The following is a 21,443-nucleotide window of genomic DNA, read 5'->3' on the forward strand; positions in this document are numbered from 1 at the left end:
TTGCCCCCCTCCGCATCAGCCTTCGCCTGCGGCTCGGCTTCTGCGACTCCCCCTCCAGGGGGGAGTGATAGAGTTCTACTGGAAGCCTTGTGCTGGCCTCAAGCACTCCCCCCTGGAGGGGGAGTCGGTGAGACAAGGGCTCCGCCCGCAGTCGAACCGGTGGGGGGGACGGTATCGGCGAGATCGCCAGATAGAAGAGTCAGCCCGGAGTCGAGCCGGTGGGGGCCCTGTCTCCGAGGTTCGTAAGAGGCCCCTGTTTCACGCTCGAATAATCTGCATGGCAGGGCCCCGGCGTGCGGCTAATCGGAGGACATGTCGTACTCGAGGGTGAACTGGCTGTCTGCGTCTCTCTCGTACTTGTCCAGGGTCGGTGAATAGGTGCTCACCTCGATCCGGTTTTGGCTCGGTGAGAACTTCATGATCCTCAGCCAGCCGTCTCCTCCCCTTGCCCGACCCTGATAATCGGACAGGAGGCTGTAAACCCGATTGCCGTTGTAGGTGTCTTCCCTGAGAGCCTCGCCCAGGACGTGCCCGCAGAGCATCATGAAGAAATTGGGGTTGTCCTTCATCACGTCGTAGACGGTTTGCCCCTGATGGCTGAAGGTCTTGTCGAGCCTGAGGAGGCTGTGGCTGACGACAATGGCCCGCCTGTCGCTGTGTTCCTTCAGGACCTCATCGGCCCAGCCGAGGGCGTCGCTGCCGGCATCGAACTCCAGGAAAATGAGGATGAAATCCAGCCCGCCCGCACTCAACAGGTGGTAGAAATTATCGTTGTCGTCCCCGTGGTTCTTGCCGAACCAGGGTCTGTCCTTGAAGCGGGCCGTCCCGAAGTAACGGTTGTAGAGCTGGGTCGTCTCGATACGGAGGCCGTCGATGCGGATCGGTAGCCTGCGGTAGATGTACTTGTCATGATTGCCCACGGCAATGCCGTAGGGAATCGGCGGCGTCCCTTCCAGCTTGCGGAAGGCAGCGTCGGCATGCCGCCACTGGTCGTCCCGATCGGCATGGTTGACGCAATCTCCCACGTGAGCCACGTAGACGATGTTGAGAGCCTCCCGGTTCTCGGCGATCCACTGGGTCTGGGCCTTGAAAATCTCCGGAGTTCCCCCGCCGTCGCCGGACGCGTAGTTCTGGGTGTCGGGTATCACGGCGATGGTGAAGTCCTCCTGGGCTCGGACGCCGGCCGGCCAGAGGAGGAGAACGAGGATCAGAAACACCCCGCAAATGCTATGTAAGGAACCACATCGCCCAACTCTGAAGTCTGTTCTCATGTCAATTTCCTTGGATATCGACCGTGGGATGCCGATGAGCAGCATCACCGCTGAAATTGTCTGAAGCGGCTGCAAGCGAAATGATGTTCTCCAGCCGAGTGTGGAAGCCGCAAATGAACTTCCAGTGGTCATCCCATGAAGTGTCAATGAACCGGGGCCTGGATCCAGTGTCCTGTCTCCAGCCGACCGGCCCGACTGGATTGTCCGGAACCAATATACTGAATCCAGGCGGGGCGGCCAAGGCTTTCAATCCCACGGGGGAAAGGATATGATCCCTTGCTACAGGATACAGTTTTTGGAAGGACGGCGACTGACCCTTTTTGGGAGACGCAGGGATCGCTCCTTCAATAGAAATCCGGCCGCCGGATCATGGCGCTCACCGGACAGTCGTCCCCTCCGAACAACATTTTCCCACTATTTCAGAAGAGGAACCTCCATGCCAAGATTGATTTTGCTCGGTGGTTTTTTCCTGTTGACGATCTACGCCTTCTCGGCCCGACAGGGGCAAGTGGAAGTCTTCGAGATCGGCAAGCACAATGTAGACCTCTTGCCGGGCGGCAAGGAAGCTGACGGCATCATCGGCGACTTCGTGATGCGGAATAACCGGATTCAGCTGCTGGTGGCCGGCAACCTGCCGCTGAGAAGACCCAACATGACCGTTGAGAAAGCCTTCGAGACGCCCGGTTGCCTCTATGATCTCGACCTGGTGGGAGAGAGCAATGACCAGTTGACGGTTCTCCGGCCCGGGCATTTGGGAGGTCCTCTGTCCGTGGTTCAGATCGGCAAACCCGGCAAGGGCGAGACCGCCCGTCTGGAAGCGGTAAGAACAGCCGCCAAGGGCGGAGGCCTCTCCATCAGGCACGAGTACGAGTTGGCGGCCGATCAACCCTACGTCAAGATCACCTCCACCTATCGCAACCAGTTCGGCGGCAACAAGACCATCGAACCGGGAGCTGCCTGGAAAGAATTTTCCCAGCGCTGGAACGTCGGCGGCATCCAGGTGGGAGACAGCATTGACCGCTCCGACAAGCGCGCCTATGCCTGGGCAGCCCTCCAAACAGGTGGCCGAAGGGGTCGGTCACCTCGGTTGCTGGCTTCCCCCTTGCCGAAAAAGGTCGATCTCGCGCCGGGTGAGGAGCGGCAGTTTGCCATTGCAGTGACCGTGGCCGCATCCCCCCTGGAGGCTTATGGAATCCTGGCGAGCCTGGGAAGAATGGCGGGACAGGTTGCCGGAACCGCGGCCGACCCGGGTGGAGAACCGGCGGTTAATGCCCGGGTTCTGGTGGAATTTCAAGGCACGAAGCTGCCCTCCTATCCCGATGCGCAGGGCAATTTTCGGTTTCAGTTACCGGTGGGGAATTATGACGCTCAGGTCGTCGACATCGGCCGCCAAGATACATCCGCTACACGCCGAAGCTTTTCCGTGGCTGCGGGGCGAACCGCCCGGCTGGATTTCAAGCTGCCGGCAGCGTCCGGGATGGAGTTCGACATCCGAGACCAGGCGGGCAAGCCTTCGCCCTGCAAGGTTCAGTTCATCGGCCGCAACGGCACCTCCACGCCCGATCTGGGCAGCCCCTACCGGGCTCACGGCTGCGACCACCAGTACCACTCCCACGACGGCCGCTTTTTCCAGCAACTCCCCCCGGGGAACTATCTGGTCAGAATTACCCGGGGGCCCGAGTTCGACATGTTGGAGAAGACAGTGGATGTCCGACCCGGCCAGTCGGTCAAGGTCAGCGGGACGCTGCAGCGCACCGTCGATACCCGGGGGTGGGTCAGCACCGACTACCACTCCCATTCCACTCCGAGCGGCGACAACTACTGCAACACCGACGATCGCATCATCAACCTGGTTGCCGAGCACCTCGAATTCGCTCCGGCGACCGAACACAACCGCATTTATGACTGGCAACCTCACATCGACCGCCTCGGCCTGAACCAACACATCAAGACCATCGTCGGGCTGGAGCACACCGGCAGCGGGCAACACTTCAACGCGTTCCCGCTCCAAAGCTTCCCTTACCTGCAAGATGGAGGGACCCCGCCCTGGCAGTACGATCCACGGCTGAATGCCATTGTCCTGCGCAACGCCTTCGGGGGCGGTGCCGACCGCTGGGTCCAGATCAACCATCCCGGCGTGGGGATCGTTTTCAACGACCGCAACCAGGACCAGGTTGCCGACGGTGGCTATGCGGGATTCGAAGGCCTGATCGATGCCGGAGAATTCTGGAGCGACCAGATCCTGAACCCCGATCCCGTTGTCATCGACAAGCGCGGGGGACGAACCCGAATCGGGGAGAATCGAATCTTTGGATGGCTGCAGCTTCTCAACCAGGGACGCAATGTCTGGTGCGTGGCCGTCAGCGACGCCCACGGGGTATTCTCCAGTCCGGCCGGGGATTGGCGGACCTACATTCCCAGCTCCACCGACCAGCCCGGCCGTATCGACTACCGGGAAATTATCCGCAATTCCAAGGCAGGCCGCATGATGATCTCCAACGGCCCCTTCCTCGAGGTAGAGACGGCCGACGGCATGCCGATCGGTTCCCGGGTGGTGTCGGAGGGATTCATCGATCTGAAAGTCAAGGTGCAAACCGCCAACTGGCTGGAGGTCGACAGGGTTCAGGTTCTGGTCAATGGACGCCAACACCCTGATTACAACTACACACGATCCAAGGACCCCTCCAAATTCAAGGGACGGCCCCTGGTTTTCGAGGAAACCATTCGGGTGAATCTCCAGGAAGACGCCCACCTGATCGTGGTGGCCACGGGAGAAGGGAGCGATCTGAGCAAGGGCTGGGGACGGGCCGGTCCCGCGACCATGCATCCGGTCGCCTACAACAACCCGATTTTTGTGGACGTGGACGGACACGGATTCAAGCCCAACGGGGACAACCTGGGCCACCCGCTGCTGGTGGCGCCACGCCCACAATAACGCCGGGGCAAGGAACTCCAGGAATGATCCGCTCTCGCTTCTCCTGGAAGCTCACTGCAGGGCTTCTTCTGCCGATTCTAATCTCCGCTGCAATCGCGGGAGGACTGTCCATCCGAAGCATGGAGGAGGACTCCAGGGAAGAGCTCCGCGGATCGCTGGTCGCTCAGGCCGCTCTTCTCAGAAATGTGGCGGCGGCCAGACTAAACCAACCTCATGAGTCAGGCTTGAAGCAGGAGGTTCGATCGCTTGGAAAAGAAATCGGGACTCGGCTGACCGTAATCGATGCGCAGGGCCTGGTGCTGGCAGATTCCCAAGAGGCCCCTTCCTCGATGGGGAATCTCGCCAGCCGGCCCGAGATCATGGATGTTCGCTCCCACGGTTCGGGCGTAGCGACCCGATACAGCCATGAACTCGGTGTCTCCGTCATGCATCTGGCCTTGCCCATCGAAGACAACGGCCGATTGTTGGGCTACGCCAGGGCCTCTCGGTCCCTGTCCGAAATCAACCGGAGTCTGACCCGTCTCAGGACCGTTGTCGCGCTCGGGACCGCTCTGGCGATCCTGGCTGCCGTGGTCCTGGGACTGGTCCTGGCGCGCAGTTTTGTCAAGCCGGTGAAGGCGATGACGGCTGTTGCCGAAGGAATGGCCCGCGGCGACTACAACCGCCGGCTGCCGGCCACCAGAACCGACGAGTTGGGAGACTTGGCCCGGGCGCTGAACCAGACGGCAAAGAGCTCTCAGAATCGAATGGAAACCATCATCACCGACCGCAACAAGCTGCTCTCGCTACTGAGGGGCATGGTGGAAGGCGTGGTCGCGGTCGACCGTGATGAGCGTGTCCTTCAGATGAACTCGGCCGCGGGAAAGATCCTGGGAGCTTCGCCTGAAACCAGTGTGTCCAAGCCCATTTGGGAAGTGACCCGGGTCCGTCAGGTCTGCGACACCCTGAGCCGCACCCTGAAAAGCAGGCGGGACGTGAAGGATGAACTGCGGCTGGCAACACGATCCCAGGATCGAGTCGTAGAGATGTTGGCGTCCCCGCTGTTTGACGGCGAAGGCGAACTGGTGGGAGCCGTGGTGGTTCTCCACGACGTTTCCGATTTGCATCGCCTGCAAACGGTTCGCCGGGATTTCGTCGCCAATGCCTCCCACGAACTCAAGACGCCGATCGCGGCCATCCGGGCCCTGGTCGAGACCGTCATCGACGACCGGTCCATGCGTTCTTCCGACCAGGCGAGTTTTCTGGCCAAAATCTGGAACCAATCGATGCGCCTGTCGTCATTGGTGACCGACCTCCTGACGCTATCTCGCCTGGAATCCTCACCCGGCGGTCCGGAATTGCGCCCGATAGATCTGCGCGAGTCCTTCAGGGTCGCCGTACATGCGCTGTTGCCCACCGGCGAAGAGCGTGGAATCGCCGTCCATACCGAGGTTCCCGCAAATCCCGTGCAGGTCCTGGGCGATCCGGAGGCGCTGGGACAGTTGACCACCAACCTGCTGGACAATGCCATCAAGTACACCAGTCGGGGAGGGCAGGTCTGGGTTCGCCTCAAGACCGGAAACGGGCAGGCCCTCATTGAAGTGCAGGACACGGGAATGGGCATCGCGCCTCAGGATCAAGCACGGGTCTTCGAACGTTTCTATCGAGTGGACAAAGCCCGATCTAGGGAGCTGGGCGGTACCGGCCTGGGGCTTTCGATTGTCAAGCACATTGCAGTCATTCATCAGGGCCGGGTCTTCGTCGAAAGCACACCCGGTATCGGCAGCACCTTTCGCGCCTCCGTTCCGATCTCCCGGTCCCTTCAAGAGAACCCACCCTCGTAAACGGCCGCCCGCAGAAACTTCTCCACCCCCCCCCCATCAAAAAGGCGCCTCTTTAGCCTCTGAGCACTTTGCAAAATTCGTAGCGGGGCAGGTCATTTTACCTGCGAACGTGATGTTCTGCCCTTTTCAATACCGGGTGCGACCCGACGCGAAATGCTTTTTAACCACAAAAAGCACAAGTGTCACACAACGAATTTCCCGAACAGGTCGAAGGTCGTCTGCCGGACCTGATCACACAAAGCCCTCCTGCCTTGGTTGTTTCTCATCGTTCTGCTTTTTTGTGTTTTTTGTGCCTTTTGTGGCCATTCCCGGCAAGGGTCCCGCTGGGGAATTTAGCAAACGGCTCGCCTCTTTATTGGATCTTTACAAGAGGCCTGTATATTTCTTGCTGGAGAAAGGAGGGGCTGATGAAGCAGACCAGGCACTGGACAAATGTGAAGGCAATCACTGTTGCTATTGGTGCGCTGTACACATCGTTTTTCCTGTTCGGCTGTGCCGGGGGCGAGGGAAACAGGCCAGCCACCGTGAGAGTGGACGGTTCCAGCACTGTCTTCCCCATTACCGAAGCCGTGGCCGAGGAGTTTCAAAAGCTGAATCGGAATATTCGGGTTACCGTCGGCATTTCGGGTACGGGTGGAGGATTCAAGAAATTCTCTGTCGGTGAAACGGATTTGAACGATGCCTCTCGGCCGATCAAGGCCAAGGAAATTTCAATGGCCTCCGAAAACGGGATTGAATTCGTCGAGCTTCCGGTCGCCTTCGACGGGATATCCGTCCTGGTCAATCCAGGCAATGAATTCGTTGATTCCTTGACCGTGGACGAGCTTCGGAAGATTTGGCAACCGGGAAGCACGGTGAAGAAGTGGAGCGATATCCGGGCCGACTGGGAAGATCGTGCCCTGAATCTCTATGGTCCGGGAACCGACTCCGGAACCTTCGACTACTTCACGGAAGCCATCAACGGAAAGTCTCATGCCTGTCGCGCCGATTTCACCGCCAGCGAGGACGACAACGTGCTGGTGCAAGGTATTGCCGGGGACCCAAACGCCCTGGGTTTCTTTGGCTTCGCCTACTACGGGGAGAATCGTTCCCGACTGAAAGCGGTGCCGATCGATGCCGGCAAAGGACCGGTTGCACCTTCGGAACAGACCATCAACGACGGAAGCTACGAACCGCTTTCGCGGCCGATTTTCGTCTATGTCAGCAAGAAAGCCTCCGAGCGTCCGGAGGTGGCGGCCTTCGTCAGGTTCTATCTTGAGAATGCTCCCCAGCTGGTGACAGAGGTCGGATATGTGCCCTTGCCGGATCGCGTCTATCAACTGGCGCTCGAGAGATTCGAGAATCGAGCCACGGGATCGCTCTTCGCCTCGGGACACAGGGTTGGCATGAGTCTTGAAGATCTGCTCAGCGTCAAAGAATAGGAAGGAATCTTGCCGCAGGTCTCAACGGCGAATCCACTACTGGCGGGCGCAGGCACCAGGAAATCCCGGGCAAAGGAGGAGTTGATCCGATTCGTACTCTTCCTTTGCGCCTTCCTGTCCATCCTGACCACGCTGTCCATCATTTCCATCCTGGCGTGGGAGGCCTACTCCTTTTTCCGAGAGGTACGAGTCTTCGATTTCCTCTCGGGAACCCGATGGACACCGCTTCTGGAACCCCGATCTTTCGGTGTGCTTCCTCTGGTCGCGGGTACGCTGCAAATCGTCGTCGGTGCTTCTCTGATCGCAATCCCCGTGGGACTGGCCAGTGCCATCTACCTGGCAGAGTTTGCCTCTGCTCGGGTCAGGAGGGTGCTGAAGCCGGTTCTGGAGATTCTGGCGGGAATTCCCACCGTCGTCTACGGCTATTTCGCACTCACCTTCGTGACTCCCCTGATTGCCGGCATTTTCCCCCAAACACAGATTTTCAACGCCGCCAGCGCCTCCATCGTCGTCGGCATCATGGTGCTGCCCATGACGGCGTCCCTGTGCGACGACGCGCTGCGCGCCGTCCCGGAGTCTCTGCGCCAGGGAGCCTTTGCCCTGGGAGCCACCCAGTTTGAAGTGACCCTGCGGGTAGTCCTGCCGGCGGCTCTTTCGGGAGTCATGGCTTCCTTCGTCCTGGCTGCGTCCCGCGCCATTGGAGAAACGATGGCGGTGACGCTGGCTGCCGGAGCAACACCGAAGATGACACTGAACCCACTCGAAAGCATTCAGACCATGACGGCCTATATTGTCCAGGTGAGCCTCGGCGACACCCCCGTGGGTACGGTCGAGTACCAGACCATCTTTGCCGTGGCTGCTCTGCTGTTCGCCATCACCTTGAGCATGAACATCATCGCCCACCGGGTGCTGGCGAGGTTCCGCGAGGTCTACGAATGAGTTCCGATCGCCTCCGGCGCCGGCACGCTACCACCAAGTGTTTCCGCCTTCTCTGTGCCGCTGTGGCGTGGGCCGGGATCGTCATCCTGGCAGTGTTGCTTTTCCACGTGACTCGCGAGGGAATCCGTTGGCTCGACCTTCAATTCCTCACTGAGTTTCCCTCCCGGTTTCCGGAGCAGGCAGGCATCAAGTCGGCGCTCTGGGGAACCGTCTGGCTGATCACCCTCACAGCCGGGTTTTCCATACCCGTGGGGGTTGCTGCGGCGATCTATCTGGAGGAGTTTTCCCCCAAGAACCGGCTGTCACAGTTGATTGAGGTCAACATCGGCAATCTGGCGGGAGTACCCTCCATCGTCTACGGGATTCTGGGGCTGGTTATCTTTGTGCGGTTCCTGACCCTGGGACGAAGCGTCCTGGCCGGAAGCCTGACCATGACGCTGCTGATTCTTCCCGTCATCATCATTGCCGCGCGAGAGGCGCTCCGCGCCGTACCCGATTCCATTCGTCACGCTGCCTTTGCCCTGGGAGCGACTCGTTGGCAAGCGGTGAGGGCGCAAGTCCTGCCCGTGGCGCTGCCGGGGATTCTGACCGGTGTGATCCTGGCATTGTCGCGGGCAATCGGCGAGACGGCTCCCCTGGTCATGATTGGCGCTCTGACCTATGTCGCCTTCGTGCCGGAAGGACCCATGGACGCCTTTACGGCCCTGCCCATTCAGATCTTCAACTGGGCCTCCCGTCCCCAGGCAGACTTCCATCAGTTGGCTGCAGCCGGAATCATTGTACTTCTGGTAACACTACTGCTCATGAACGCCACCGCGGTATGGATTCGACAACGCGCCGAGAGGACAGGTCGATGAACACTTTGACGAAACCCGATGCTCAAAACTCAGCCTCGGAACAGACCCGGTCGGTCCTGGATGTCATTGACCTGACCATACGCTATGGGACAAAACCCGCGATCCAGAGAGTCTCGCTCTCCATTCCCCAACATCGAATTACGGCAATCATCGGGCCCTCGGGTTGCGGCAAGAGCACTCTGCTGAGGGCCTTCAACCGGATGAACGACTTCATTCCCAACGTGGGCATGGAGGGCCGGATCCTTTACATGGGTTCGGATGTTTATGCGCGTGAAGTCGATCCGGTAGAGGTTCGGCGCCGCATCGGCATGGTTTTCCAAAAACCGAACCCGTTCCCCAAATCGATTCTTCAGAACGTTGCCTGGGGGCCCTCCATCAATGGATTCACCGGTAATCTGGACGACCGTGTCGAACAGTCCCTTCGCCGCGCCGCACTTTGGGAAGAGGTCAGCGACCGCCTCCACGAGTCTGCCCTGGCGCTCTCCGGAGGCCAGCAGCAAAGACTCTGCATCGCCAGGGCCCTGGCCATGGAGCCGGACGTCATCCTGATGGACGAACCCTGCTCGGCTCTCGATCCCGTTTCAACGGCTCGCATCGAAGATCTGATGTTTGAGCTGAAGGAGCGATACACGATCGTCATTGTCACCCACAACATGCAGCAGGCGGCCCGCGTCTCGAACCTGACGGCCTTTTTGGAGAACGGCAGCCTGGTCGAATTCGGGGAGACCGACCAGGTCTTCACAAGACCCCGGAATCAGAGAACTGAGGAGTATGTGACCGGGCGCTTCGGATAGTCATTCTGCGAATTTCGGACAAGCCGCGATTCGCCTGGATCGCCATTTTCGAGCATGACGGCCTGCACAAGGCCGAAGGCTCCAACCCAAGGGAGGGCACGAATGTCCATCCACTTGCAGAAGGACCTGGAACACCTGGACAAGGAACTGTTGATCCTGTCATCGATGGTCGAGGATGCAACCAACAAGGCGATTCTGGCCCTGGTCGACCGGCGGCTGGATCTGGCCCGGCAGGTGATGCGCGAAGACGACCGGATCAACACCCGGGAAGTCCTGATTGAAGAGGAATGCCTCAAGATGCTGGCCCTTCACCAACCGGTGGCCGCAGACCTTCGCTTCATCGTGGCCGTGCTGAAGGTGAACAATGACCTGGAGCGCATGGGAGACCTGGCCGTCAACATCGCCGAACGGGCAGCCTACCTGGCCACCCGGGAGCCGCTGCAGGTTTCCCTGGATTTTCCCAAGATGGCCGAGGGTGTCCGCGAAATGGTGCGCGAGAGTCTGGATGCCCTGACCAATATGAATCCTCGACTGGCCCGGCACGTCTTGACCATGGATGACGAGATTGACGAAGCCAACCGCGGAATGTTCGACATCCTGCAGGACCTCATGCACCGGGATCCATCAACCATTGAGCGGGCTGTCCACCTGCTTTCGGCCTCTCGCCACCTGGAGCGAATTGCCGACCTGGCCACCAACATCGCCCAGGACGTTGTCTACATCGCCGAAGGCCGAATGATTCGCCATTTGACCGAAGACGACATTGACAGGCAAAAAGCAGAAGGCAACGAAAGGGACCGATCTTGACGAGGATGCTATGGCAAATGATATCCATAGCCGGCGGGACGTTTCTGACACTGACCTGGTGTGTTGTGAACGGCTCGGCTGCGGACAAGGAGGTTCAGGTCGAATGGAAGGACGGGGTGCGCCTGGAGACCAGGGACAAGACGGTGCGATTCAGGTTTGGTGGCAGAATCCACTACGACTGGGCAACCATGTCTCAGGATTCGGGAATTCGAGAAAGCCTGGGCTCTCTTCAAGATGGAACCGAGCCCCGAAGAGCGAGAATCTACTTCTCCGGCGAACTTCATGAACAGGTGGAATTCAAGGTTCAGTACGACTTCGCCGGCGGCACCGCCAAGTTCAAGGACGTCTACCTGGGTCTGAAAGGAATTCCCTACCTGGGAAAGATCAGACTGGGACATGTGAAGGAGCCGTTCAGCCTGGAGGAGATGACCAGCAGCAACAACGTCACCTTCCTGGAGCGTGCCTTACCTAACGTCTTCGCTCCTTCCCGAAACACGGGCGTGCTGATTTCCAACCACTTCAAGGAGAGGGTGAGCTGGGGAATGGGTGTCTTTCTCGACACCAACGACCTGGGAGTGGACCAGGGGGACGGGGAGTTCAATTTCACCGGGCGGTTGACGGGAACGCCCTGGCACGCGGAAAAGGGTAAAAAGGTTGTCCATCTGGGGCTCGGCTACAGCCATCGGAGCCCGAGCGAACCCAGCTTTCGCTACCGTCAAAGGCCCGAGGCTCACCTGGCGCCCCGGTTTGTGGATACCGGAACCCTGAGGATGCAATCGGCCCACCTGGTGGGCCCCGAGTTCGCCCTGGTTCACGGTCCTGCGTCCGTGCAAGCCGAGTACATCCGAGCCGGGCTGAACCCGGTCACCGGCAACGCCAACTCCAACTTTCACGGCTACTACCTGTTGGGAAGCTACTTTCTCACCGGTGAGCAGCGAAACTACCGCGCCTCGGCAGGTCAGTTCCGAGGCATCAAGCCCAAACGGAACTTCAACCTCGGCCAAAGGGGGACGGGCGCCTGGGAAGTGGCGGTTCGTTACTCGTCGCTCGACCTGAACCATGGAGTCGTTTCCGGCGGAAAGCTGGACGACTTCACGGCCGGACTCAACTGGTACCTGAACCCCAATGCTCGTGTGATGTGGAACTACATCCGCGCCAATCGTGAATCACTCGGCAAGGCCGACGTTTTTCAGATGCGTTTCCAGGTCAATTTCTAGCCCGCATTTCTCACCGAGGGGCATGATCATGGCGCAGTAATTTTCCCTTCAGCGCGTGCTCGCGACCCAAGAGCGTAGCGGTCACTACGGTCGAGGGAGCCTGTGCGCGCTGAAGGGAAAAGCACAAGCCAGGGCATGCCCAGCGCCGTCTGTGATGCCCAACCCCTTGACATGGTGCCAATCAAGGTGCTGCAGATAATCTACTTCTTGTAATGCCTCCAGCGGCCTGGTGAGAAATGCGGGCTAACCCGAGTTACCGAGCTCTGATTCAACCCACCGGGAGCACAGAGAGGAAAGCGGAAATCGCAGGAGGGATTGTCTTGGAGAGGTCTTCCGGGCAAGCCTAGAGAACTGCTTGCGACTCAGCGGCTGAACGCGCTGCCCGCCGCGCCTTGCGGATAAAGGTCTCCTGAGCGTTTCGGACCGGCTCTCCTTTGGCCGGACGGCGGCGAACGTAGGAACCGTCGGGTTGAGCGTCCCAGGCGGAGCAGTTGTCCTTTTCGTAGACCTTGATGACGCCGTCCAGTTGGCGTTTCAGCCTCGAATCCCGGACAGGCACCACCGTCTCCACCCGGTTATTCAGATTTCGTTTCATCCAGTCCGCTGAGCCCAGATAATATTCGGTATCCCCTCCGTTGCTGAAGCGGAAGATCCGGCTGTGCTCCAGGAAACGACCCAGCACGCTGTAGACGCGAATGTTCTCCGAGAGGCCCGGGGCCCCTGCCCGCAGACAACAGAGCCCCCGGACGTTGAGGGTCACGCGCACTCCTGCCAAGCCTGCTGAATATAGCTCCCGAATGATGCTGGGATCCTGCAACTGGTTCAGCTTGGCATAGACCCCGCTGGGTCGACCGGCGCGGGCATGGTCCGCCTCTCGGCGGATCAGCTCGGTGAATCGCCGGCGCATCGTCACCGGCGCCACCAATACCTCCCGGTAGTCGCCGTGAGGAAGGCCGCCGGTCAAGGCGTCGTAAAGTACAGCCACCTCCTCGCAGAGGGCGGGGTCGCAGGTCAATACCCCCAGGTCTTCATACGCCTTGGCGGTACCGGTGTGGTAATTCCCGGTTCCGATATGGGCGTAGCGACGAATGGCCTGCTTCTCTTCCCTGATCACCAGAGCCAGCTTCACGTGGGTCTTGAGCCGCTCCACGCCGTAGGCGACGTGAACGCCCTCTCTTTCCAGGAACTTTCCCCAGGCAATATTGGGAGCTTCGTCAAAGCGAGCGGTGATCTCCACCAGGACCGCCACCTGCTTGCCTCGTCGAACCGCCTCGGCCAGGGCGCGCACAATGGGCGAGTCGCTGCTGGTACGGTAAATCGTCAGCTTGATCGCCAGCACCTCGGGGTCCACAGAAGCCGCCTCCAGAAATCGCAGCACCGAGGTCTCGAAATCGTGGTAGGGATGGTGCAGCAGGATGTCCCCTTTTGCGATCTCATCGAAAATTGACGCGGGAGCCTGGGTTGCAACCCGCCGTAAACGAGGGTGGTCGACCGGCGAATGAGTCGGGAAATTCATCTTTTCGCCATCGCTTATCTTCAGTTGGAGAAGGTCGCTGAGACCCACCAGGGGACTGGAGGAATAAACGTCTTCCGGATCGATCTTGAGCTGCCGGGTCAACCACTTCACCAGCCCCTTGGGCATGTCGGGCTCCACCTGAAGCCTGACAACGCCGGCGAAGCGCCGGGCCTTGAGCTCACTGCCGACCTGTTGGACCAGGCTCCCCGGCTCTCGCAGGGATTCCTCCTCTTCGGGGCCGGGCTGGACCTCCCCCTCGGCCCCACGAGTGACCTGGAAGAAGTAGACCTTCAAGGACCGGTCGGCGGGGTACATCAGGTCCAGGTTGGCGGCAATCACCTGTTCCAGGGGGACGTAGCCGCCGCCGGGCAAGGGAACCCAACGGGGACGGTTATTGGGAACCTTGATGCGTAAGAACTGTTCCCTTCCACCCTGCCCTCCGGAGAGGAGCACTGCCAGGTTCAAGCCCAGGTTGCTGATGAAGGGAAAGGGGTGCTCCGAGTCCACGGCCAACGGAGTCAGGATGGGCCTGACCGACTGCTCGCAATAGGTGCGCATCGATCGCCGCTGCTCCGGGGTCAATTCCTTGTACTGAAGGATCGGATGGCCGACATCGGCCAGGGCCGGCAGCAGTTCCCGATTGAGAATTCCGGTCAGAACGGCTGATTGATCCTGCAATTCCAGGCGGCAGGCGTCGAATTCCTCTCTCGGAGTGCGGCCGTCCAGGGAAAGTTTGCGCGATCTTTGCTTGATCTGGCGCTTCAGCCCGCTCATTCGTTTCATGAAGAACTCGGCATGCAGCATGCCCATGATTCCGGCGAACTTGATCCTCTCCATCAGCGGAAGATCGCGTTTGGCCACCAACGACAAGACCCGTCGGGCGAACCCCAGCCAGCTCAACTCTCGATTGATGTAGGCTTCGGGCGATTCCAGGTCTATTTTCTTGGGTGATGAGGTCGTCATGGAGGCATCTGCCTTCCGGGATAGGCGAAACCCGGAAACGACTCTCCGAGCAGCGGAAAAGGGGGAGACATCTTAGCATCGCCCGCCCTCGGCAGGCGACCCAAAAACATACAAGCATTCGGCAGAGAGCGGAGGGGGGCGGGGACAGGCTCCCAGTCTCAGTCCGATACTGCTGGAACGGCCCACCCGCTCAGCGGGGACAACTCCTGGCCACGACCGGCCTTCCAACCTAATAGACACACGCACAGTCGACATCTAGTACGGGGCAGAGGCATCCGCCTCATCTCCGGCTGCCCGACCGGGCCATCAAGAGCCCGGCATGAGTCCGCGACTTCGGGGTTCGGGGTCAACATGTTGGCCGGCCTGGTTCCGCAAGCCTGCCCGCGGCGGCATGGAGACCTCGTGGGCCAAACAGGGCCCCAATGAGGCCGACACTTGAACTTTTCATCTGAGATGGTATGCTTTGGCCCCTTCAAAAACTGAGAACACTGGACGGAAGAAGCTGTCCGGGTAGGGGCAAGGAGTTGCTACAGCGGCAGGAAGAGGATGGAAATTGCCCCGATCGAGTTAGCCCCCAGGAGAGCATATGACAGCTGAGGCGAACGTAACAGGACGCAAATACAAGGCCTACACCCGCAAAGATATCGACCGGATTCCGGAACTGCAAGCTCTGCCTCACAATAAGATCCTCGGCATCAAGGCCGTGTCGGCGGTGCTGCCGTTCCGTGTCAACCGATATGTTATCGAAGAGCTGATCCGCTGGGAGGACGTTCCCGACGACCCCATCTACCAACTGACATTCCCGCAGCCAGGCATGCTGGATCGCAAGGATCTCTCCAGAATGATGGAGTTGGTCTGGAGCAAGGCCCCCAACCAGGAGATCGCTGCGGCAGCCCGCCGAATTCAGGTCGGACTCAATCCCCATCCTGCCGGACAGATGGAGTTCAACGTCCCCCGATTGGGCCAGGAGCCTCTTCAGGGAATGCAGCACAAGTATCGGGAGACCGTGCTTTTCTTCCCCAGCCAGGGTCAGACCTGCCACGCCTACTGCACCTACTGCTTTCGTTGGCCCCAGTTCGTGGGCATCGACGAGCTGAAGTTCGCTTCCAACGAAGCCGAAAAGCTGGTGGACTACCTGAAGCAGCATCGCGAGGTGAACAGCGTGCTCTTCACCGGCGGGGATCCGCTGATCATGAAGACGGCTGTGCTGCGACGATACCTGGAGCCCTTGCTCGCCCCCGAACTTCAACACCTGGTCAGCATCCGCCTGGGGACCAAAGCCACCGCCTACTGGCCCTATCGTTTCCTCACGGACCCGGACGCGGACGACCTGCTTCGGCTCTTCGAAGAGGTACGCCAGGCGGGCAAGCACATGGCGGTCATGTCGCACTACAGCCATCCCAGAGAACTGCGAACCCCGGCGGCCCAGGCGGCCGCTCGCCGGATCCTGGCTACCGGAGCGGCCATTCGCTGCCAGGCCCCTCTCATCCGGCACGTCAATGACGACCCCGACGTCTGGGCCGATATGTGGCGATCCCAGGTGCAATTGGGGGCCGTGCCCTACTACATGTTCGTGGAGAGGGATACCGGTCCCAAGAACTACTTTGAGGTGCCCCTGGCCGAGGCCGCCGAGATCTTTCGCACCGCCTACAAGCGGGTCTCCGGACTGGCCCGCACAGTCCGCGGACCCTCAATGTCCGCCACTCCCGGAAAAGTCGTTGTGGACGGCGTGGCCGAGGTCTACGGACAAAGAGTCTTCGTACTCAAGTTTCTCCAGGGAAGGGACCCGGACTGGGTCGGCCGGCCCTTCTTTGCCCGATTCGATCCCGAAGCCACCTGGCTTGACGACCTGAGTCCCGCCTTCGGCCAGAAGCAGTTTTTCTTTGAGCAGGTTCTCAGGCAAATCAAGCAGACTGGAGGCGCCCAGGCTTGGCGTAGGCGCACCCCCGCCCAACGGCGCTTGAAGATCTTCGGGGACGTGGACTGGGAGTGAGCAGGGTCAAAGCTCCTTCACCTCCAATCTCAGAAAGCGGATCCTGGCGCCAGCCCGCAATTCCCTTCACGCACCCGGACAGCCACCGAGCTGCTGCCTTGGAAAGCCTCGTCGAATATCTTGTCGCTCGCTGAAAGCCAGCGGTCGTCGTTGATTGACGAGGCGAGGGACCTTATTGCAATCCCGGTGAATCTCAGTACTCGATAGGCCGTTGCTCGAAGTGGCGGTGGAGCCGGTATTCGATCTTGCAGTCCACCCGCAGAACCGAGGGATCGAAGTCCACGTCGGGATCTCTCTTCAGAAGCTTGACCTCCACAACATTGCGCCCCTTTTGGGGAAAGTGCTCGGGCTCCAGGTGGTAGTCGTAGGCATAGCCATAAGATCCGAGGGAATGCGAACTGGACTGGGGACCAATCAATCGATAGGTCATGTCGACCTTTTGGAGAATCGATTCAGGCAGAACCTGCCGGTTGAATTCGACCTCGACCCCATCGTAGTCCGGGATCAGGTTGCCCAGGCGCACTCGCAGCACCACCGACTTGACCCGGCCCAGCTTGTGCCAGTGGTGCAATCGGTCGGCCACGTAGAAGGAGACCCGGACCGGGCGATCGACCTCGATTTTCTGAGGGAGAGGCTGGGAACGGCCAGGTAGCCAGTCCAGGGAGGCATCGGGTCGGCGGTTGGAATGGGCCAAATAAACCTTGTCTGCGGTTTCCAGCAGTTTCGGATGTCCCAGCGGTCGCAGTGTTTCGTACTCTTGAGCCGTCCAGGGCCATCCGTTGGGAGCCCACAGGTGGTCTCCGATTCCGAATCCGTCCACCCCCTGGTCCCAGGCGTTGGCCGCACCGGCCCAGATCATGGAGGGTGTGGCGTATCGGGCCAGGGGCCGGCCCAAGCCATTGTGAAAGACGGAGTAGACGCGGCATCCGGTTCCTCGAGCGAGCTTCACCACGGCGCTCAGATCCACATCCTGATCCAATCCTTCTTCCTCGCTCTGGCTGCTCTCGCAAAAGAGTCCATCCACCAGCTTTTCCGACACCCAGGTGGGAACCTGGTATCCGCCCAGCTTCCAGGCCTCCGGATGGGCCGGGACCCGGGCGTAAATGCGCTTGGGACGTTCCTGGCTTTGCCCGGCTTCGTCGGCCACCCTGCGCAAGTCTCGTAACCAGCGGGTCATGACCGGCGCCAACTCGCCAACCTGGTCGAAGCGGCAAAAGGGCATTCCCCAGGTCAGGTTCAGCTCGATGCCATCGGTTTCGTATCGGGTCAGCAGTTCCTGGAACAGCAGAAAGCGTTCCCGCCGCACCTCCGGGTGCAGGAAGTTGAACCGGTCCTTGACCGGGCCCACGCTTCCATCGGCAAAACCCAGGGCGTCCGGCGCCCTCGGGTCCGGATCCTCTCCCACCTGAAACTGGGGATTGTCCATGGCGAAGGCGGACTTGCGTCCCAGTCCCTCGTTCTTCTCCCGGGTCCCGCCCTGCACGCACACCCAGGCACTGGCGATCATGAACAGTCCCGTCTCATGACAACGATCGCACAGGATCTTCAAGGGGTCGTGTCCGTCCCGGATGAGCTGGCGCAGGATCTTTGCGGCGCGGTACCAGACGTAGTGGGTCCACTTCTTGACCTCATCTCCCCACAACTGGCAGACCTGACTGTCGTACAGCACCGTTCCGCCCTCGGTCCCGGCAAAGTAGACGAAGGTATCGGCTCCGCTGCCAGCCAGTTGATCCACAATGGCGGCGTGGTCAGCCGGAGTCACCGGCGGCTCGAAACAATACAGATCGGCGGCGTGGCGCCCGTCGTCGTAAAGAAAGACACGGGGCTCCTCCCGCCGCTTCGATTTCCTCTTGCCTGCCGGGTTCATCGCTGAAGTGCTACCGGTTACGACGAGAGTTGCGGGAGCGCCCGCTCCCACTGTTTTCAAGAATTGTCTTCGTCTCATAGCCAGACTCCTGAATTGAAGGACCGAGCCGCCAATTTATTCGATACCCCTGGTTTTGTCACCCATTACAACGTCTGATTCCCGATCTATGGTATAAGCCGGTGAGTCGGATGGCAGTAAGAACCACTTGAAATAATTTCCGAGATCAAGCAGAGGAAGCTCCATGAAGAACGTACTGGATCTGTTTCGACTCGACGGCAAGGTTGCGCTGGTCACCGGATGCCGGAGAGGTATCGGACGCGCCATGGCTGTGGCCCTGGCCGAGGCGGGCGCCGATATCGTGGGGGTCAGCCGATCGCTGGAAACCACGGGTTCTGAGGTCGAAAAGGAGGTTGCGGCTCGCGGGCGGCGATTCACCGGCTACGCCTGCAACTTCGCCGACCGGTCCGCGCTGCTTGCGTTCCTGGCCAGGGTCAAGGCCGATTTCCCGGTCATCGACATTCTGGTCAACAACGCTGGCGCCATACTCAGGAAACCTGCTGCCGAACATCCCGACGAATACTGGGACGAGATCATCGAAACCAACCTCAACGCCCAGTTCCTGTTGAGCCGTGATCTCGGGAAACGCATGCTGGAGCGCGGCTCGGGGAAGATCATCTTCACCGCCTCGCTGCTTACCTTTCAAGGGGGGATCACGGTCCCCGGCTATGCTGCCAGCAAGGGCGCCATCGGCCAGTTGACCAAGGCTCTGGCCAACGAATGGGCGGGACGGGGGGTCCAGGTCAACGCCATAGCCCCGGGCTATATCCGGACGGACAACACGGCCGCCCTGCAGGCCGACCCGGTGCGAAATCCCGCCATCTCGTCACGAATCCCGGCCGGGCGCTGGGGAGAACCGGCAGACTTCCGCGGCGCCATCGTCTATCTGGCATCGGCCGCGTCCGACTACGTGAACGGCTCCATCCTGGTCGTAGATGGCGGGTGGATGGGGAGGTAGCAAAAAATCTAGAGTTCCTTCACCTCTATGTTCCGAAAGCGGATCCTGGCGCCGGCGGGCCAGGATTTCCCCCCATGCACCTGGACCGCTATAAACCCGCGGTCTTCCAGCGTCCCTTCAAAGGTCTGGTCACTGGTGTATTCGGTGATGAAGTGGCCGTTCAGGCTGGTGGTGATGGTGGGAGGGTTGCCCACGATCCGGGCTTCCACCCGGTTCCAGTCGTTCAGCTTCCAGATCCTGGACCAGTCTTCCACGGGGAATCCAGGCTCACCGCCCGCGCCGCGCTGGTTGCTCTCGGCGGGCCGTGCCTCGATGCCTGTCAGGACTTTGGCCCCGCCCTCCCCATGGATGCCGTGGAGGCGAAAGGTGGTGTTGGTTCTTCCATCCAGGCCTTCACGGTAGATCTCGCCAATATTGCCCTTCTCCCGGTAGTCGATCATGACCTGATAGCACTGTCCCTTTTCGGTGCTGCGAAGGAACAGGCCCGAACAGACACCCCAGTCCGGCTTGACCTCCAGGGTGACTTCGAAATCGCCGAAGGTCCGATCGGTCAGCAGGATGCCTCCGTTACCGCTTCCCGGGGGGTCCTGCTCGCCCACGATGACCCCCTCTTCCACCGTCCAGCGCCCTCCCGTCCCGTGACCGATCTTTTCGGAATTGGTATGCCACCCCTCAAGGTCCCGCCCGTTGAAGAGAGGCTGGGCGGCCACCTCCTCAGGATCGGGGTGGCTCTCCGATCCCGCCTTCTGCGCCGGTGGGCTCGAAGCACAGGACATTGCCAGAAACAGTGAGGCCGTAACCGCAACCCACAAAAACATCGGATACTTGAAGATGGTATTCATGGTCCACCCTTGCAAGGTTTGAAATCAGAGAGGAAGGCGATCTGCCGGTGACGCCCCCATTGTAGCAAACACCGGTCTTGCCGACCCGGTTGCAGCTGCTCTCTCACCTGGGATAGAGTTGCTCCGACAACAGCGCCTCCGGCCCCTCTCAAGGAGAAGACCCATGCAACTGGCATTGGATCCCCTGATGCACTGTGACCGGCCTCTTCCCGACGTGGTCCGGCTGGTGGCGGACCTGGGTTGGAAAAACCTGGAACTCTGCTCGCGCGACGATTTCTTTCCCGAATACTGGCCTCCGCGAGCCGACAACACCAGAATTCGGGAGTTCAAGCAGGCGCTTCACGAAACCGGAATGAACCTTGTCAGCCTGCTGCTGACCTATCGCTGGGCCAGTCCCGACGAGGAGGAACGCCAGGCCGCCGTACGTTACTGGAAACGGGCTCTCCCCATAGTCAAGGAGATCGAGTGTCAGACAGTGAATTCCATCTTCGACCGCGGACCCTCGCCACAGTCGACGGCATTTGCCGGACCCGAAGTCCACGCCGAGGCCAGTGAAGCGGCGTTCTGGAAGTCGATGGAGGAATTGCTGCCCATCTTCGAGGCCGAGGAACTGCCCCTGCACATTGAAGCTCATCCGGACGATTTCGTGGAAGAGAACAACCTGGCGGTGGACATGATCCGGTCGATCGATTCTCCATGGGTCAAGTATCTCTACTGCGCCCCTCACACCTTTCACCTGGGCGAGGACGTGGCTGCCATGCTGCGATATGCCGCCCCCGTCCTGGCCCACGTCCACGTGGCCGACTCCTTCAACCACAAGAGAGGATGGCGCTACATCATGAACCCGGCCGGAACCCCGGCGCGGATTCACCAGCACCTGGACATCGGCGCGGGGGAGGTGGACTGGGAGGCATTCTTTGGAACGTTGGGGGAAATCAACTTCGACGGCATCATGACCAGCCAGGTATTCGCCTGGGACGGCGAACGGGCGGTTCAGTCCTCACGCTTCATGCTCAACAAGATGCAGGAGTACGTCGACAAGTTCTGGGAGCAGTCCTGAACGCCGGGCCTCTTCGCCCGGCCGCGCTATCGCACGTTCCGGAGCCGAGCCTTGCCCCCCTCCGCATCAGCCTTCGCCATTCGGCTCGGCTTCTGCGACTCCCCCTCAAGGGGGGAGTGATTC

At 60.2% G+C, this 21,443-nt stretch carries 15 protein-coding genes; 11 read left to right on the plus strand and 4 right to left on the minus strand.

The window, feature by feature from the left end:
• Positions 1 to 299 precede the first annotated feature (299 nt).
• Positions 300 to 1,217, minus strand: a complete 918-nt coding sequence (locus OXI69_04425; protein MDE2665373.1) for a metallophosphoesterase — start codon at positions 1,215 to 1,217, stop codon at positions 300 to 302.
• A gap of 490 nt (positions 1,218 to 1,707) precedes the next feature.
• Here OXI69_04425 and OXI69_04430 point away from each other — a divergent pair, with 490 nt between their 5' ends.
• The 8 genes from OXI69_04430 to OXI69_04465 all read left to right on the plus strand — a co-directional run bounded on the left by OXI69_04430 (position 1,708) and on the right by OXI69_04465 (position 12,064).
• The gene (locus tag OXI69_04430; GenBank protein MDE2665374.1) at positions 1,708 to 4,206 is read left to right on the plus strand and encodes a CehA/McbA family metallohydrolase; all 2,499 of its coding nucleotides are present in this window, start codon (positions 1,708 to 1,710) and stop codon (positions 4,204 to 4,206) included.
• Between the two features lie 23 nt (positions 4,207 to 4,229).
• Positions 4,230 to 6,029 carry an ATP-binding protein gene (locus tag OXI69_04435; GenBank protein ID MDE2665375.1) on the plus strand — a complete coding sequence of 600 codons (1,800 nt, stop codon included), beginning with the start codon at positions 4,230 to 4,232 and terminating at the stop codon, positions 6,027 to 6,029.
• A gap of 407 nt (positions 6,030 to 6,436) precedes the next feature.
• Complete coding sequence (locus OXI69_04440; protein MDE2665376.1) at positions 6,437 to 7,450, plus strand: PstS family phosphate ABC transporter substrate-binding protein; 1,014 nt, start codon at positions 6,437 to 6,439, stop codon at positions 7,448 to 7,450.
• Positions 7,451 to 7,489: 39 nt separating this feature from the next.
• A complete protein-coding gene (pstC, locus tag OXI69_04445) occupies positions 7,490 to 8,389 on the plus strand; it encodes a phosphate ABC transporter permease subunit PstC (GenBank protein MDE2665377.1) in 900 nt (299 codons plus the stop codon).
• Positions 8,386 to 9,246 (plus strand): phosphate ABC transporter permease PstA, encoded by an 861-nt coding sequence (gene pstA / locus OXI69_04450; GenBank protein ID MDE2665378.1) that lies wholly within the window; start codon positions 8,386 to 8,388, stop codon positions 9,244 to 9,246. The genes pstC and pstA overlap by 4 nt, the downstream gene beginning before the upstream one ends.
• Positions 9,243 to 10,040, plus strand: a complete 798-nt coding sequence (gene pstB / locus OXI69_04455) for a phosphate ABC transporter ATP-binding protein PstB (GenBank protein ID MDE2665379.1) — start codon at positions 9,243 to 9,245, stop codon at positions 10,038 to 10,040. Before pstA ends, pstB begins: the two co-directional genes overlap by 4 nt.
• Before the next feature lie 102 nt (positions 10,041 to 10,142).
• Positions 10,143 to 10,847 carry a phosphate signaling complex protein PhoU gene (phoU, locus tag OXI69_04460; protein MDE2665380.1) on the plus strand — a complete coding sequence of 235 codons (705 nt, stop codon included), beginning with the start codon at positions 10,143 to 10,145 and terminating at the stop codon, positions 10,845 to 10,847.
• 17 nt (positions 10,848 to 10,864) lie between these two features.
• On the plus strand, positions 10,865 to 12,064 hold the full coding sequence (locus tag OXI69_04465) for a porin (protein ID MDE2665381.1): 1,200 nt from the start codon (positions 10,865 to 10,867) through the stop codon (positions 12,062 to 12,064).
• A 343-nt stretch (positions 12,065 to 12,407) separates the two neighbouring features.
• Here OXI69_04465 and ppk1 read toward each other — a convergent pair whose 3' ends face one another.
• Entirely contained in the window at positions 12,408 to 14,543 is a 2,136-nt protein-coding gene (ppk1, locus tag OXI69_04470) for a polyphosphate kinase 1 (protein MDE2665382.1), read from the minus strand.
• A 586-nt stretch (positions 14,544 to 15,129) separates the two neighbouring features.
• Between ppk1 and OXI69_04475 the strand changes: the two genes are divergently transcribed.
• Positions 15,130 to 16,536: a lysine 2,3-aminomutase gene (locus OXI69_04475; protein MDE2665383.1), complete on the plus strand. Its 1,407-nt coding sequence runs from the start codon at positions 15,130 to 15,132 to the stop codon at positions 16,534 to 16,536.
• A gap of 193 nt (positions 16,537 to 16,729) precedes the next feature.
• On the opposite strand, the gene OXI69_04480 is transcribed toward OXI69_04475, so the two are convergent.
• Entirely contained in the window at positions 16,730 to 18,481 is a 1,752-nt protein-coding gene (locus OXI69_04480) for a hypothetical protein (GenBank protein MDE2665384.1), read from the minus strand.
• 163 nt (positions 18,482 to 18,644) lie between these two features.
• Here OXI69_04480 and OXI69_04485 point away from each other — a divergent pair, with 163 nt between their 5' ends.
• Entirely contained in the window at positions 18,645 to 19,418 is a 774-nt protein-coding gene (locus OXI69_04485) for an SDR family oxidoreductase (protein ID MDE2665385.1), read from the plus strand.
• Between the two features lie 8 nt (positions 19,419 to 19,426).
• On the opposite strand, the gene OXI69_04490 is transcribed toward OXI69_04485, so the two are convergent.
• Positions 19,427 to 20,260 (minus strand): DUF1080 domain-containing protein, encoded by an 834-nt coding sequence (locus tag OXI69_04490; GenBank protein ID MDE2665386.1) that lies wholly within the window; start codon positions 20,258 to 20,260, stop codon positions 19,427 to 19,429.
• A 163-nt stretch (positions 20,261 to 20,423) separates the two neighbouring features.
• On the opposite strand from OXI69_04490, the gene OXI69_04495 reads away from it, so the two are divergent.
• Positions 20,424 to 21,320 carry a sugar phosphate isomerase/epimerase gene (locus tag OXI69_04495; GenBank protein ID MDE2665387.1) on the plus strand — a complete coding sequence of 299 codons (897 nt, stop codon included), beginning with the start codon at positions 20,424 to 20,426 and terminating at the stop codon, positions 21,318 to 21,320.
• Positions 21,321 to 21,443 lie beyond the last annotated feature (123 nt).

Source organism: Acidobacteriota bacterium (genome assembly GCA_028875575.1).
Classification (GTDB): Bacteria; Acidobacteriota; Terriglobia; order Versatilivoradales; family Versatilivoraceae; genus Versatilivorator.

Excerpts from the sequence above, each read along its gene's own strand:
- OXI69_04430 (MDE2665374.1), top strand. The coding sequence starts at position 1,708 with ATGCCAAGATTGATTTTGCTCGGTGGTTTTTTCCTGTTGACGATCTAC.
- OXI69_04435 (MDE2665375.1), top strand. The coding sequence starts at position 4,230 with ATGATCCGCTCTCGCTTCTCCTGGAAGCTCACTGCAGGGCTTCTTCTG.
- OXI69_04440 (MDE2665376.1), top strand. The coding sequence starts at position 6,437 with ATGAAGCAGACCAGGCACTGGACAAATGTGAAGGCAATCACTGTTGCT.
- pstA (MDE2665378.1), top strand. The coding sequence starts at position 8,386 with ATGAGTTCCGATCGCCTCCGGCGCCGGCACGCTACCACCAAGTGTTTC.
- pstB (MDE2665379.1), top strand. The coding sequence starts at position 9,243 with ATGAACACTTTGACGAAACCCGATGCTCAAAACTCAGCCTCGGAACAG.
- phoU (MDE2665380.1), top strand. The coding sequence starts at position 10,143 with ATGTCCATCCACTTGCAGAAGGACCTGGAACACCTGGACAAGGAACTG.
- OXI69_04465 (MDE2665381.1), top strand. The coding sequence starts at position 10,865 with ATGATATCCATAGCCGGCGGGACGTTTCTGACACTGACCTGGTGTGTT.
- ppk1 (MDE2665382.1), bottom strand. The coding sequence starts at position 14,543 with ATGACGACCTCATCACCCAAGAAAATAGACCTGGAATCGCCCGAAGCC.
- OXI69_04475 (MDE2665383.1), top strand. The coding sequence starts at position 15,130 with ATGACAGCTGAGGCGAACGTAACAGGACGCAAATACAAGGCCTACACC.
- OXI69_04480 (MDE2665384.1), bottom strand. The coding sequence starts at position 18,481 with ATGAGACGAAGACAATTCTTGAAAACAGTGGGAGCGGGCGCTCCCGCA.
- OXI69_04485 (MDE2665385.1), top strand. The coding sequence starts at position 18,645 with ATGAAGAACGTACTGGATCTGTTTCGACTCGACGGCAAGGTTGCGCTG.
- OXI69_04490 (MDE2665386.1), bottom strand. The coding sequence starts at position 20,260 with ATGAATACCATCTTCAAGTATCCGATGTTTTTGTGGGTTGCGGTTACG.
- OXI69_04495 (MDE2665387.1), top strand. The coding sequence starts at position 20,424 with ATGCAACTGGCATTGGATCCCCTGATGCACTGTGACCGGCCTCTTCCC.